Origin of the sequence: Pseudomonas sp. SB113 (genome assembly GCF_040754745.1) — a bacterium.
GTDB lineage: Bacteria > Pseudomonadota > Gammaproteobacteria > Pseudomonadales > Pseudomonadaceae > Aquipseudomonas > Aquipseudomonas grimontii.
On the sequence record NZ_JBFMHW010000005.1, the window covers coordinates 70749 to 83466 of the forward strand.

A 12718-nucleotide genomic window follows, 5' to 3' on the forward strand; every position below is an offset into this window, starting at 1 on the left:
TCTACTTTCGGCGCACAACGCGCCATTAGAGGAAGCTTTCCGTGGAAGCACTGCACAAGAAAATTCGCGAAGAAGGCATCGTGCTTTCCGATCAGGTACTCAAGGTCGACGCCTTTCTGAACCACCAGATCGACCCGGCGCTGATGAAACTGATCGGCGACGAATTCGCCGCGCGGTTCAAGGACTCGGGCATTACCAAGATCGTCACGATTGAAGCGTCGGGCATTGCGCCGGCAATCATGACGGGGCTGAACCTTGGTGTGCCGGTGATCTTTGCGCGCAAGCAGCAGTCCCTGACCCTGACCGAAAACCTGCTGTCGGCGACGGTGTATTCCTTCACCAAAAAAGTTGAAAGCACCGTGGCAATCTCGCCGCGCCACCTGACCAGCAGCGACCGCGTACTGGTGATCGATGACTTCCTGGCCAACGGCAAGGCGTCCCAGGCGCTGATTTCGATCATCAAGCAAGCCGGTGCGACCGTTGCCGGCTTAGGGATTGTGATCGAGAAGTCGTTCCAGGGTGGCCGTGCGGAGTTGGATGCGCAGGGTTATCGGGTTGAGTCGCTGGCGCGGGTGAAGTCGCTGGCCGGTGGCGTCGTCACCTTCATCGAGTAATTTGCTACGAGGTGAACACGGATCAAAATGTGGGAGGGGGCTTGCCCCCGATAACAGTGGCTCAGCCAACACATTTGGGACTGATACACCGCTATATGGGGCAAGCCCCCTCCCACATTTGGCTTTGTGTTGGTTTTTAGTGTGCGGTTGCTTGTAAGCCAGCGAGCAATAGCCGCTGATAGAGATCCTCTTTCAGCCCCTCCGGTTTATCCAACCGCATCCGCCTCAAATGCTCTGGAAACGCCTCCGGCTCAGGTGCATCCAGCGCCGCCTTGCCCAGCTCCAGAATCTCCGTCAGCTTGAATTTGCTCTTGAGCCAGTTCAATGCGCGCAACAGATCCCGCTCTTCATCCGTGAAATCGCTACCCAGCGGATACTCCGGGAACAGCCGCCGATGCCGGGCCTGGATACCTAGGAGGCGCTCCGGCGTGTTGTCGCTGAAGCGCGGATCGAGCAGGAAATCCTTGGGCAACTTGCCGGCCTTTTGCGCCTGCTCGATCAAGTCGGCCTGGAAGCGTGAGTCGGTAATGTTGAGCAACGCCTCGATCACCTTGGCATCGGTCTGCCCGCGCAGGTCGGCAATGCCGTACTCGGTGATGACGATGTCCCGCAGGTGCCGGGGAATGGTGCAATGCCCATACTCCCAGACGATATTGGAACTGACCTCCCCCGCTGCCTCGCGCCAGCTGCGCAAAATCAGGATGGCGCGCGCACCTTCGAGCGCGTGGCCCTGGGCGACGAAGTTGTATTGCCCACCCACGCCGCTGAGCACGCGGCCGTCCTCCAACTGGTCGGCCACGCCTGCGCCCAGCAATGTCACCGTGATCGCGCTGTTGATGAACCGCGCGTCCTGGCGTTGCAGGCGCTTGAGTTCTTCCTGGCCGTACAGCTCGTTGATGTAGCTGATGCGGGTCATGTTGAATTGCAGGCGCTTGGTATGGGTCATCTCCTGCAAGCGCTGGTAGAAACTGCGCGGCCCCAGGAAGAAACCGCCGTGGATCGACACGCCGTCGGGCTGCGCCGCATCGTCCAGCAAACCGGCGTTGGCTTGTTCCTGAGTCGCCACATCCGGGTAGACCTTGCGCCGGATAATCCCTGCATCCGCCAGCACCAGCAGGCCGTTGACGAACATTTCGCTGCAACCGTAGAGGCCACGGGCGAAGGGATCGACACCGCCTTCACGGCTGATCAGCGGGGCCCACTGGTATACATCAATGTCCGTCAGCAGCAGTCGGTAGGCTTCGTTGTCGGCCTGGCGCGCCAACAACGCGGCGGTCAGCGCATCGCCCATGGAGCCGATGCCGATCTGTAAGGTGCCCCCATCACGCACAAGGGTACTGGCATGCAGGCCGATGAAATGGTCCTGGAACCCCACCGGCATGTTCGGCGTGGAGAACAACGTGGTGCTGTCCTTGGCATCGATCAGGTAGTCGAACGCATCCATGCCCAACTCGGAATCGCCCGGCATGTAGGGCAAATCGGTGTGAACCTGACCAACGATCAAAACAGTTTCGCCCGCGTCACGGCGCTTGGCGATCATCGGCAGCAAGTCGAGGGTGATATCGGGGTTGCAGCTCAAGCTCAGGCGATCCGGGTGCTCGGCGCTGCTCGCGACCAACTGCGCCACCAGGTTCAGGCCAGCGGCGTTGATGTCGCGGGCGGCGTGGCTGTAGTTGCTGCTGACATAGTCCTGCTGGGCCGACGTGCTGTGCAGCAGACTGCCAGGCTGCATGAAGAACTGCTGCACATGGATATTCTTCGGCAGGCTGTCTGAGTGCAGCGCGGCGAGAAACTCCAACTCTGGGTAATCACCAAACACCCGCTCGATAAAGGGTTCGAGAAAGCGCTTCTGCAAGCCATCGCCCAAGGCCGGGCGACCCAGGCTCAACGCGGTGTAAATCGTCAGCGCCCGCTCCGGCAGCTTGGCGATACGCCGGTACAACGCATTGGCGAACAGGTTGGGCTTGCCCAGCCCCAGGGGCATACCCATGTGGATATGCGCCGGTAGCCGCGCCAGTACGTCGTCAACTGCTTGCTCGATTGAACACAACTGCACCATCCGACCCTCCTGAACATTCCATGATTAGGGTTGGACAGAGAGTGGCGGGTCTTTGCTGCAAAGAACAGCCTCGAAACACAAATTACAGCCACAAAAAAGCCGCTCGTAAGCGGCATTTTTGGCGAAGATCGACTAATTACAGACCGGACATCTTCTTGATAGCACCCTTCAGCTCATCATCCGAGCAATCAGCACAGGTGCCTTTTGGCGGCATGGCGTTGATACCGGTGATCGCCTTGGCCAGGATGCCGTCGAGACCGCCTTGGTGATCAGCGCGTTCTTTCCAGGCGGCTGTGTCGCCGATTTTAGGCGCGCCCAGCAGACCGGTGCCGTGGCACGCGTTGCAGTGTTTGGCGATCACGTCATCTGGCGTTTTCGCACCACCGCCGCCGCCCGCTGCCACAGCCACTTCCATCCCCTTGCATTCCTGCCCCTGGACGCACACCTGGCCCACAGGCTCCAGGCGCTTGGCAATTTCATCATTGGTCGCAGCTTGAGCGCTGACAGCCCATAGGGCCAGTACGGTTGCTGGTGCAGCCAGCATTTTCATAATTAGATTCACGCGTTCACCCTCAATGGTGGCTATTCACGCCTGCGGCCACGGTTTCGCAGGCGGCGAAAGTATAACGGTTAGCCCGTCTGGCCGAAACAACCCTATTAAACAAAGGGAGATTCAGTCTCGCGGAATGCTGCTCGGGTGCCTCTGCAACGCTGGCAGGACGCCTCTTTTGTTAAAAGTTCGCGGGTGTGGCTGCGCTGATTAGTCGCGCCGGCACGTCGAACGGATTACGAAAACGATGGGGCTTGGTGCTTTCAAAGTAGTAGCTATCGCCGGCTTCGAGCACAAAAGTTTCAAGACCGACCACCAACTCCAAACGGCCTTCCACCAGAATCCCGGTTTCCTCGCCTTCGTGGGTGAGCATTTCCTCGCCAGTATCGGCGCCCGGCGGGTAGATCTCGTTGAGAAATGCGATCGCGCGGCTCGGATGAGCACGACCCACCAGTTTCATGGTGACGGCGCCGTCAGAGATGTCGATCAGCTCATTGGCTTTATAGACGATCTGCGTCGGTATTTCCTGGAGGATCTCCTCGGAAAAGAACTCGACCATGGACATGGGGATGCCGCCCAGCACCTTGCGCAAGGAACTGATCGAGGGGCTGACACTGTTTTTTTCGATCATCGAAATGGTGCTGTTGGTGACACCCGCGCGCTTGGCGAGCTCACGCTGGGAAAGACCCTTCAGCTTACGGATGGATTGCAGTCGTTCGCCGACGTCCAATGCGGGAGCCTCCTAGGATTCAGGCTTTGTTGTAATTGAGCGTTATCATGGCGACAGCGTTCAGTATTTACAACACTTGGACCTAAATCCCAGGGAGCTGTGTTCGTACCTGGCGGTCAAGCGCCGGAATAGAGCCTTGGCACACGACGCAGGTTGCAGAAGATCTGGTACGGGATGGTTTCGGCGGCGACGGCGACGTCACTGGCCAGGATGTTTTTGCCCCACAGCTCCACTGTGGAACCAAGACCCGCCTCAGGGACGTCCGTCAGATCGATGCACAGCATGTCCATGGACACACGACCCAGCAATTGGCTGCGCTGCCCCGCTACCAGCACCGGCGTACCGGTGGGCGCGTGGCGCGGGTAGCCGTCGGCATAACCCATGGCAACCACGCCGATACGCATCGGTTTAGGCGTGATGAACCGGGCGCCGTAGCCTACCGGCTCGCCGGCCGGCAGTTCACGCACGCAGATGACTTTCGATTCCAGGGTCATCACCGGCTGCAGACGCGCGGCCAAGGCCTGGTCCTCACCAAACGGTGTGGCGCCATACAGCATGATGCCCGGACGTACCCAGTCACTGGACACACTCGGCCAGCCCAGCACCGACGGCGAGTTACGCAGGCTGACCTCAGCCACCAGACCTTGGCGCGCCGCATCAAACACCGCCACTTGCTCATTGCTGCTGACGCAATCGAGTTCATCGGCGCGGGCAAAATGGCTCATCAACACAATCTTCGCGACTTTGCCGCTGGCCAGCAGGCGCTGGTAAGCCTGGTGGTAATCCTTGGGGTGCAGGCCAACGCGGTGCATCCCCGAATCCAGCTTGAGCCAGATGGTCAGCGGCTTGAGCAGGCAGGCCTGTTCAATGGCCTCCAGTTGCCACAGCGAATGCACCACGCACCAGAAATCATGCTCGACGATCAGCGGCAGCTCGTCAGCTTCGAAAAAACCTTCCAGCAGCAGCACCGGCGCGCGAATGCCGGCGGCGCGCAATTCCAACGCTTCTTCGATGCACGCCACGGCAAACCCATCGGCTTCGGCTTCCAGCGCCTGGGCAACGCGCACGGCACCATGGCCATAGGCATCAGCCTTGACCACGGCGAGGGCCTTGGCCCCCGTGACTTCACGGGCCAATTGGTAGTTGTGGCGCAGGGCTTGGAGGTCGATCAGGGCACGGGCAGGACGCATGGCGGCAGGCTTCTAGGCGGCAAAGTGAAGAAAAAACCGGCACCGGCCAACAGCTTCGGCACCGGGAGAGGGATCGTTGTTTAAGGCAGCGCGGCCACGACGGACAGCTCTACCAGGATTTCCGGTTCGCACAGCTTGGCTTCAACCGTAGCGCGGGCCGGGGCAACGCCCTTGGGCAGCCACGTGTCCCACACCGCGTTCATACCGGCGAAATCGGCGTCGATGTCTTTCAGGTAGATCGTCACCGACAGCAGCTTGGTTTTGTCGGTGCCGGCCAGGTCCAGCAAACGCTCGATATTGACCAGGGTTTCACGGGTCTGCTGTTCGATCCCGGCGTTCATGTCGTCGCCGACTTGCCCGGCCAGATACACGGTACCGCTGTGAACAACGATCTGGCTCATGCGCTCATTGGTGAGCTGGCGCTGGATTGACATGTTTTGCAGACTCCTGGTGGTTGCCATAACGGGAAATATCGAGGCCTTCGGCGCTGATCTGCGGCGTTTTCTTCGCCATCAGGTCGGCCAGCAAACGACCGGAGCCGCACGCCATGGTCCAACCGAGGGTGCCATGGCCGGTGTTCAGGAACAGGTTCTTGAACGGCGTGGCACCGACAATCGGCGTGCCGTCGGGTGTGGTCGGACGCAGGCCGGTCCAGAAAGTGGCTTCGGCCAGATCGCCGCCTTGAGGATAAAGGTCGTTGACGATCATCTCCAGGGTTTCACGCCGACGCGGGTTAAGCGACAGGTCAAAACCGGCTATTTCAGCCATGCCGCCGACGCGGATGCGGTTGTCGAAACGGGTGATGGCGACCTTGTAGGTCTCGTCGAGAATGGTCGACGTCGGCGCCATCGCCGAGTTGGTGATCGGCACGGTCAGCGAGTAGCCCTTGAGCGGGTACACCGGTGCCTTGATCCCCAGCGGCTTGAGCAGCTTCGGCGAATAACTGCCAAGGGCCAGTACGTAGCGGTCGGCGGTTTCCAGCTTCCCGTCGATCCACACGCCGTTGACGCGCTCGCCCGCGTAGTCGAGCCGTTGGATGTCCTGTTCGAAGCGGAACTCCACGCCCAGTTGCTTGCACATGTCGGCCAAGCGGGTGGTGAACATCTGGCAGTCGCCGGTCTGGTCATTGGGCAGGCGCAGGGCCCCGGCGAGGATATCGGTGACACTTGCCAGGGCCGGCTCAACACGGGCGATACCGGCGCGGTCGAGCAGCTCGAACGGCACGCCGGACTCTTTCAACACGGCAATATCTTTGGCGGCGCCATCGAGTTGCGCCTGGGTGCGGAACAGTTGGGTCGTGCCGAGGCTGCGGCCTTCGTAGGCGATGCCGGTTTCGGCGCGCAATTCGTCGAGGCAGTCACGGCTGTACTCGGACAGGCGCACCATGCGCTCCTTGTTCACCGCATAACGGCTGGCGGTGCAGTTGCGCAGCATCTGCGCCATCCACAGGTATTGGTCAATATCCGCCGTGGCCTTGATCGCCAGCGGCGCGTGGCGTTGCAGCAACCACTTGATGGCCTTGAGCGGTACGCCCGGCGCGGCCCATGGCGAAGCGTAGCCTGGGGACACCTGGCCTGCGTTGGCGAAACTGGTTTCCATGGCGGCTGCGGGCTGACGGTCGACTACAACCACTTCAAAGCCGGCCCGCGCCAAATAGTAGGCACTGGTCACACCAATGACGCCGCTACCCAAGACCAGAACGCGCATTTTTATATCCTCATCGCGGGCTTAGCCGCTGACGTGTGTTATTCGAGCAATGATGGGCGCAGTATAAAAAGCAATCGCCAGTGCATTTCACTATATAAATGCCTATATTTGGCGACAATTCTCGGCAAAAACCCTTTTCACAGAGGCGTATCCCCTATGCGTACCAACACCCAGACCAAGCGGGAGCTGGACAAGATCGACCGCAACATCCTGCGCATCCTGCAAACCGACGGGCGAATCTCGTTCACCGAGCTGGGGGAAAAGGTCGGGCTCTCCACCACGCCGTGTACCGAGCGGGTACGGCGGCTGGAGCGCGAGGGGATCATCATGGGCTACAACGCACGGCTCAATCCCCAGCACTTGAAGGGAAGTTTGCTGGTATTTGTCGAGATCAGCCTCGATTACAAATCCGGCGACACCTTTGAAGAGTTCCGCCGCGCCGTGTTGAAACTGCCTCATGTGCTGGAGTGCCACCTGGTGTCGGGTGACTTCGACTACCTGGTGAAAGCGCGGATTTCCGAGATGGCCTCGTACCGCAAATTACTCGGCGACATCTTGCTCAAGCTGCCCCATGTGCGGGAATCGAAGAGCTATATCGTGATGGAAGAGGTGAAAGAGAGCCTTAACCTGCCGATCCCGGACTGACTGATCCCGTATATCTGTTAGACCAGCACTTGCCGGGTGCTCGCCATGTACTCATGGATCTGCTTCTCCACCCGAGGGTGAATCAGCTCTACGGGCCCCCGCCCATTGGGGCATGGCAAGGTCTTGGTGGTGCCGAACAGCCGACAGATCAGCGGCCGCTCGTCATACACGGTGCAGCCGTTGGGGCCCAGGTGCACGCAGTTCAGCTCGTCCATCGCCGCGTCCTGCTCGGCAGCGGTCTTGCGTGGCAGGCGCGACATTTCCTCCGGCGAAGTGGTGACCGGCCCACAGCAGTCGTGGCAGCCGGGGACGCACTCGAACGAAGGAATCTGACGGCGTAGCGCGCTGATTTTCTGACTGTTGCAACTCATCGAAACACGTACCGAACGGCGAATAGAGGTGGATTCTGAAGCAAAACGCCCTGCGCAGACAGCTTCGTCCGACCGCTGTATCCTGCGTCAAATTTTCCAAACAGGGATGCTCCCATGACTGCCAGCGCCCGGCACACCGCTTCCTACTACGCCGCCAGCAGCGTACCGCAACCCGATTACCCTGCGCTGACAGGCGAAGTGAGCGCCGATGTGTGCGTGATCGGCGGCGGTTTCTCCGGGCTCAACACAGCCCTGGAGCTGGCTGAGCGCGGTTTCAGCGTGGTGTTGCTGGAGGCGCGCAAGATCGCCTGGGGCGCCAGCGGGCGCAATGGCGGCCAGTTGATTCGCGGTGTCGGTCATGGCCTGGAGCAGTTCGCCAACGTGATCGGCACCGATGGCGTGCGCCAGATGAAGCTGATGGGCCTGGAAGCCGTGGAGATCGTGCGTGAACGCGTCGAGCGCTACCAGATCCCCTGCGACCTGACCTGGGGCTACTGCGACCTGGCCAATAAACCTCGCGACCTGCAAGGCCTGGCCGAAGACGCCGAAGAACTGCGCAGCCTGGGCTATCGCCACCAAGTGCGCCTGCTGCAAGCGAGCGAAATGGGCAGCGTCATCGGCTCCGACCGCTATGTGGGCGGCATGATCGACATGGGGTCGGGCCACCTGCATCCGTTGAACCTGGCTCTCGGAGAAGCCGCCGCCGCGCAGCAATTGGGTGTGCAGCTGTTCGAACAGTCCGACGTCACGCGCATCGACTACGGCCCCGAGGTCAAGGTGCACACCGCCCAAGGCACGGTGCGCGCCAAGACCCTGGTACTGGCTTGCAATGCCTATCTCAATGGACTGAATCCGCAATTGAGCGGCAAGGTGCTGCCCGCCGGCAGCTACATCATCGCCACCGAACCGTTGAGCGAAGCGCAAGCCGCCAACCTGCTACCGCAGAACATGGCAGTGTGTGACCAGCGCGTGACGGTGGATTACTTCCGGTTGTCCGCCGACCGCCGTCTGTTATTCGGCGGCGCCTGCCACTACTCCGGACGCGACCCCAAGGACATCGGCGCCTACATGCGGCCAAAGATGCTGCAGGTGTTCCCACAGCTGGCCGACGTGAAGATCGATTACCAATGGGGCGGCATGATCGGCATCGGCGCCAACCGCCTGCCGCAGATCGGCCGCTTGGCGGATCAGCCCAACGTGTATTACGCCCAGGCCTACGCAGGCCATGGTCTCAACGCCACGCACCTGGCGGGCAAGCTGCTGGCCGAAGCCATCAGTGGCCAGCAGCAGGGACGTTTCGATTTGTTCGCCCAGGTGCCGCACATCACCTTCCCCGGCGGCAAGCACCTGCGCTCGCCGCTGCTGGCCTTGGGAATGCTCTGGCACCGCCTCAAAGAGCTGGTCTGATCAATCACGCCAGAAGGGTTTCAGGCCTTCCTGGCGTGCTTGCTCTGGGGTCAACCCAACGTCGCGCAATTGCTCGCGGGTCAAGTGCAGCAAGGCCTTGCGCGTATGGCGGCGGTGCCAGAACAGGCTCCAGCGGCTGATCTCGCGCGGTGACGTCGCCCGCTCTTGCCCAGCCTGCAATTCCTGACTGTGTAACATCAGCCGCACATCGCTCATGCCGTTCATTTTGCTGCCCCTCATTTGCTTGTTGCCATGAGTGGCTAGAATGGGCCAGAAGGCAAAACCATTACAGATTCAACCCACCTTTATTAAATCCATACAGACACTGCCTTTACGCGGCTGAATCCTGTATTTTTCCCCTATCTGTACTGGTCCCCTGGGAGCGACCGCCATGACGCTTTACGTCAACCTCGCCGAATTACTGGGCACACGCATCGAACAGGGCTTCTATCGCCCCGGAGATCGGCTGCCGTCCGTACGCGCCTTGAGTGTGGAGCACGGGGTCAGCCTGAGCACCGTGCAGCAGGCGTATCGGCTGCTGGAAGACAATGGCCTGGCGATGCCCAAGCCCAAGTCCGGCTACTTTGTACCGGTGGGTCGGGAGCTGCCGGCACTGCCCGAGGTCGGCCGCCCGGCCCAGCGCCCGGTGGAAATCTCCCAATGGGATCTGGTGCTGGAGCTGATTCGCGCCGTTCCGCGCAAAGACGTCATACAGATGGGACGCGGCATGCCGGATGTATTGTCACCCACCCTCAAGCCCCTGCTGCGCAGCCTGGCCCGCGTCAGCCGGCGCCAGGATCTACCGGGGCTGTATTACGACAATATCCTCGGCTGTATGGAACTGCGCGAGCAAATCGCCCGGCTGTCACTGGATTCCGGCTGCCAACTGACGGCCGAGGACATCGTGATTACCACTGGCTGCCACGAGGCGCTGTCCGCCAGCATCCACGCCATCTGCGCGCCCGGCGACATCGTTGCGGTGGACTCGCCCAGCTTCCACGGCGCCATGCAGACCCTCAAGGGCTTGGGCATGAAAGCCCTGGAAATCCCCACCGACCCGATCACCGGCATCAGCCTCGAAGCCCTGGAACTGGCGCTGGAACAGTGGCCGATCAAGGTCATCCAGCTGACCCCCAACTGCAATAACCCGCTGGGCTACATCATGCCGGAAGCGCGCAAACGCGCATTGCTGACCCTGGCCCAGCGCTATGATGTAGCGATCATCGAAGACGATGTGTATGGCGAACTGGCCTACAGCTACCCACGCCCTCGTACGATTAAGTCCTTCGACGAAGACGGTCGCGTGCTGCTGTGCAGCTCGTTCTCCAAGACCCTGGCGCCGGGCCTGCGCATTGGCTGGGTCGCTCCGGGCCGGTACCTGGAGCGGGTACTGCACATGAAGTACATCAGCACCGGCTCCACCGCCACGCAGCCGCAGATCGCAATTGCCGAGTTTCTCAAAGGCGGTCATTTCGAGCCGCATTTGCGACGGATGCGCACACAATACCAGCGTAATCGCCACCTGATGCTCGACTGGGTCAGCCGCTATTTCCCCGCCGGCACACGCGCCAGCCGCCCCCAAGGCAGTTTCATGCTGTGGATAGAACTGCCGGAAGGCTTCGACACCCTCAAGCTCAACCGCGCGCTGGTGGAACAAGGCGTACAGGTGGCTGTGGGAAGCATCTTTTCTGCTTCGGGCAAGTACCGGAACTGCCTGCGCATGAACTACGCTGCCAAGCCAACCGCGCAGATTGAAGAGGCTGTGCGCAAGGTCGGCGCTGCCGCGATCAAGATGCTGGCCGAAGTGGTGGACTGACCTTTCGCGAGAAATCGCCGTCATATGTCGACAACCGCCCTGACCTGGAAACGACTCCCTTGATGATTCGACGGCTTTTACCGTTTTTCCTGTTGGGAGCCCTGGCCTTGAGCGGCTGCGCCACGGTGAGTACCCCGCGCATACCCAGCGATGCCCTGCCGGCCGCCCAGTCGTCGTTCGGCCGCTCGATCCAGGCCCAGGCCGCGCCTTACCAGGGCCGTTCAGGTTTCCGCCTGCTGCCCAACAGCAGCGAAGCCTTCATGGCCCGCGCCGAGCTGATCCGCAACGCCCAGACCAGCCTTGACCTGCAGTACTACATCGTCCACGACGGCATCAGCACGCGGATGCTGGTGGATGAACTGCTCAAGGCCGCCGACCGTGGCGTGCGCGTGCGCATCCTGCTGGACGACACCACCAGCGACGGCCTCGACCAGATCATCGCCACCCTCGCCGCCCACCCCAAGATCGAGATTCGCCTGTTCAACCCCCTGCACCTGGGGCGCAGCACCGGGGTGACGCGCGCCATGGGCCGCCTGTTCAACCTGTCGCTGCAACACCGGCGCATGCACAACAAGCTGTGGCTGGCGGACAACAGCGTGGCTATCGTCGGTGGGCGCAACCTGGGGGATGAGTATTTCGATGCCGAGCCCAACCTGAACTTCACCGATATCGACATGCTCAGCGTCGGGCCGGTAGCCGAGCAACTCGGGCACAGTTTCGATCAGTACTGGAACAGCGCCCTGAGCAAACCCATTGACGACTTTGTCTCCAATACGCCCTCCAAAGGTGACCTGGCCGCCGCGCGCCTGAGCCTGGAAGCATCGCTGGCCGAGTCGCGCCAGCAAAAGCACGCGCTGTATGCGCGCTTGCGCACCTACCAGACCCAGCCACGCATGGACATCTGGCGCCGCGAACTGATTTGGGCCTGGAACCAGGCACTGTGGGACGCGCCGAGCAAGGTGCTGGCCAGGGCCGACCCGGACCCGCACCTGCTGCTGACCACGCAACTGGCCCCGGAGCTGGAAGGCGTTAACCGTGAGCTGATCATGATCTCGGCGTACTTTGTGCCAGGGCAACCTGGGCTGGTGTACCTCACCGGCCGCGCCGATGCGGGCGTGTCGGTGAGCCTGCTGACCAACTCCCTGGAAGCCACCGACGTTCCGGCGGTGCATGGCGGCTATGCACCGTACCGCAAGGCTTTGCTGGAGCACGGGGTAAAACTCTACGAACTGCGCCGCCAACCGGGTGACGGTGGCGGTAGCGGCCCGCACCTGTTTCGGCGAGGCACGTTCCGCGGTTCGGACTCGAGCCTGCACAGCAAGGCGATGATCTTTGATCGGCAAAAATCGTTTGTGGGCTCTTTCAATTTCGACCCGCGCTCCGTGCTGTGGAACACCGAAGTCGGCGTACTGGTGGACAGTCCCGAACTGGCGGAACACGTGCGCAACCTGGCGCTGCAAGGCATGGCGCCAGCGTTGAGTTACGAAGCGAAATTACAGGACGGCCAGATAGTGTGGGTGACCGAGGACAACGGCCAACTGCACACCCTGAGCCGTGAGCCAGGCAGCTGGTGGCGGCGATTCAATGCCTGGTTCGCCACCTCGGTCGGCCTTGAGCGCATGCTCTAAG

At 61.2% G+C, this 12718-nt stretch carries 13 protein-coding genes; 5 read left to right on the forward strand and 8 right to left on the reverse strand.

Annotated elements, in window-relative coordinates; genetic code table 11:
• Positions 1-41: 41 nt before the first annotated feature.
• Positions 42-614: a xanthine phosphoribosyltransferase gene (locus AB1462_RS08510; protein WP_053258645.1), complete on the forward strand. Its 573-nt coding sequence runs from the start codon at positions 42-44 to the stop codon at positions 612-614.
• Positions 615-750: 136 nt separating this feature from the next.
• Here AB1462_RS08510 and AB1462_RS08515 read toward each other — a convergent pair whose 3' ends face one another.
• From AB1462_RS08515 to dadA, 6 genes are all read right to left on the reverse strand, one after another.
• On the reverse strand, positions 751-2673 hold the full coding sequence (locus AB1462_RS08515; RefSeq protein WP_367246578.1) for an acetyl-CoA hydrolase/transferase C-terminal domain-containing protein: 1923 nt from the start codon (positions 2671-2673) through the stop codon (positions 751-753).
• 136 nt (positions 2674-2809) lie between these two features.
• The gene (locus tag AB1462_RS08520) at positions 2810-3223 is read right to left on the reverse strand and encodes a c-type cytochrome (protein ID WP_053127685.1); all 414 of its coding nucleotides are present in this window, start codon (positions 3221-3223) and stop codon (positions 2810-2812) included.
• Positions 3224-3404: 181 nt separating this feature from the next.
• The gene (locus AB1462_RS08525) at positions 3405-3953 is read right to left on the reverse strand and encodes a cupin domain-containing protein (protein WP_003176893.1); all 549 of its coding nucleotides are present in this window, start codon (positions 3951-3953) and stop codon (positions 3405-3407) included.
• A gap of 116 nt (positions 3954-4069) precedes the next feature.
• Positions 4070-5143, reverse strand: coding sequence for an alanine racemase (gene alr / locus AB1462_RS08530; protein WP_259191642.1), 1074 nt, complete (start codon positions 5141-5143; stop codon positions 4070-4072).
• Between the two features lie 80 nt (positions 5144-5223).
• On the reverse strand, positions 5224-5577 hold the full coding sequence (locus AB1462_RS08535; RefSeq protein ID WP_259191641.1) for a RidA family protein: 354 nt from the start codon (positions 5575-5577) through the stop codon (positions 5224-5226).
• Positions 5549-6850 carry a D-amino acid dehydrogenase gene (gene dadA / locus AB1462_RS08540; RefSeq protein ID WP_090401449.1) on the reverse strand — a complete coding sequence of 434 codons (1302 nt, stop codon included), beginning with the start codon at positions 6848-6850 and terminating at the stop codon, positions 5549-5551. The genes AB1462_RS08535 and dadA overlap by 29 nt, the downstream gene beginning before the upstream one ends.
• Before the next feature lie 156 nt (positions 6851-7006).
• Here dadA and AB1462_RS08545 point away from each other — a divergent pair, with 156 nt between their 5' ends.
• Positions 7007-7495 (forward strand): Lrp/AsnC ligand binding domain-containing protein, encoded by a 489-nt coding sequence (locus AB1462_RS08545; RefSeq protein WP_003176896.1) that lies wholly within the window; start codon positions 7007-7009, stop codon positions 7493-7495.
• Between the two features lie 17 nt (positions 7496-7512).
• Here AB1462_RS08545 and AB1462_RS08550 read toward each other — a convergent pair whose 3' ends face one another.
• Complete coding sequence (locus AB1462_RS08550) at positions 7513-7866, reverse strand: YkgJ family cysteine cluster protein (protein WP_003176897.1); 354 nt, start codon at positions 7864-7866, stop codon at positions 7513-7515.
• A 114-nt stretch (positions 7867-7980) separates the two neighbouring features.
• Here AB1462_RS08550 and AB1462_RS08555 point away from each other — a divergent pair, with 114 nt between their 5' ends.
• Positions 7981-9273 (forward strand): FAD-binding oxidoreductase, encoded by a 1293-nt coding sequence (locus AB1462_RS08555; RefSeq protein WP_315335370.1) that lies wholly within the window; start codon positions 7981-7983, stop codon positions 9271-9273.
• On the opposite strand, the gene AB1462_RS08560 is transcribed toward AB1462_RS08555, so the two are convergent.
• Positions 9274-9498 carry a DUF1127 domain-containing protein gene (locus AB1462_RS08560; protein WP_024078086.1) on the reverse strand — a complete coding sequence of 75 codons (225 nt, stop codon included), beginning with the start codon at positions 9496-9498 and terminating at the stop codon, positions 9274-9276.
• Positions 9499-9664: 166 nt separating this feature from the next.
• Here AB1462_RS08560 and AB1462_RS08565 point away from each other — a divergent pair, with 166 nt between their 5' ends.
• Both AB1462_RS08565 and AB1462_RS08570 read left to right on the forward strand, forming a co-directional pair.
• The gene (locus AB1462_RS08565; protein ID WP_367246579.1) at positions 9665-11089 is read left to right on the forward strand and encodes a PLP-dependent aminotransferase family protein; all 1425 of its coding nucleotides are present in this window, start codon (positions 9665-9667) and stop codon (positions 11087-11089) included.
• A gap of 62 nt (positions 11090-11151) precedes the next feature.
• Positions 11152-12717, forward strand: coding sequence for a phospholipase D family protein (locus AB1462_RS08570; protein ID WP_259191635.1), 1566 nt, complete (start codon positions 11152-11154; stop codon positions 12715-12717).
• The last annotated feature ends 1 nt before the right edge of the window (position 12718 follow it).

Bases quoted from the DNA above. Each gene is read 5' to 3' on its own strand.
- alr (WP_259191642.1), bottom strand. From the start codon at position 5,143: ATGCGTCCTGCCCGTGCCCTGATCGACCTCCAAGCCCTGCGCCACAAC.
- AB1462_RS08520 (WP_053127685.1), bottom strand. From the start codon at position 3,223: ATGAAAATGCTGGCTGCACCAGCAACCGTACTGGCCCTATGGGCTGTC.
- AB1462_RS08535 (WP_259191641.1), bottom strand. From the start codon at position 5,577: ATGTCAATCCAGCGCCAGCTCACCAATGAGCGCATGAGCCAGATCGTT.
- AB1462_RS08550 (WP_003176897.1), bottom strand. From the start codon at position 7,866: ATGAGTTGCAACAGTCAGAAAATCAGCGCGCTACGCCGTCAGATTCCT.
- AB1462_RS08565 (WP_367246579.1), top strand. From the start codon at position 9,665: ATGACGCTTTACGTCAACCTCGCCGAATTACTGGGCACACGCATCGAA.
- AB1462_RS08560 (WP_024078086.1), bottom strand. From the start codon at position 9,498: ATGAACGGCATGAGCGATGTGCGGCTGATGTTACACAGTCAGGAATTG.
- AB1462_RS08515 (WP_367246578.1), bottom strand. From the start codon at position 2,673: ATGGTGCAGTTGTGTTCAATCGAGCAAGCAGTTGACGACGTACTGGCG.
- AB1462_RS08570 (WP_259191635.1), top strand. From the start codon at position 11,152: ATGATTCGACGGCTTTTACCGTTTTTCCTGTTGGGAGCCCTGGCCTTG.
- AB1462_RS08545 (WP_003176896.1), top strand. From the start codon at position 7,007: ATGCGTACCAACACCCAGACCAAGCGGGAGCTGGACAAGATCGACCGC.
- AB1462_RS08555 (WP_315335370.1), top strand. From the start codon at position 7,981: ATGACTGCCAGCGCCCGGCACACCGCTTCCTACTACGCCGCCAGCAGC.
- dadA (WP_090401449.1), bottom strand. From the start codon at position 6,850: ATGCGCGTTCTGGTCTTGGGTAGCGGCGTCATTGGTGTGACCAGTGCC.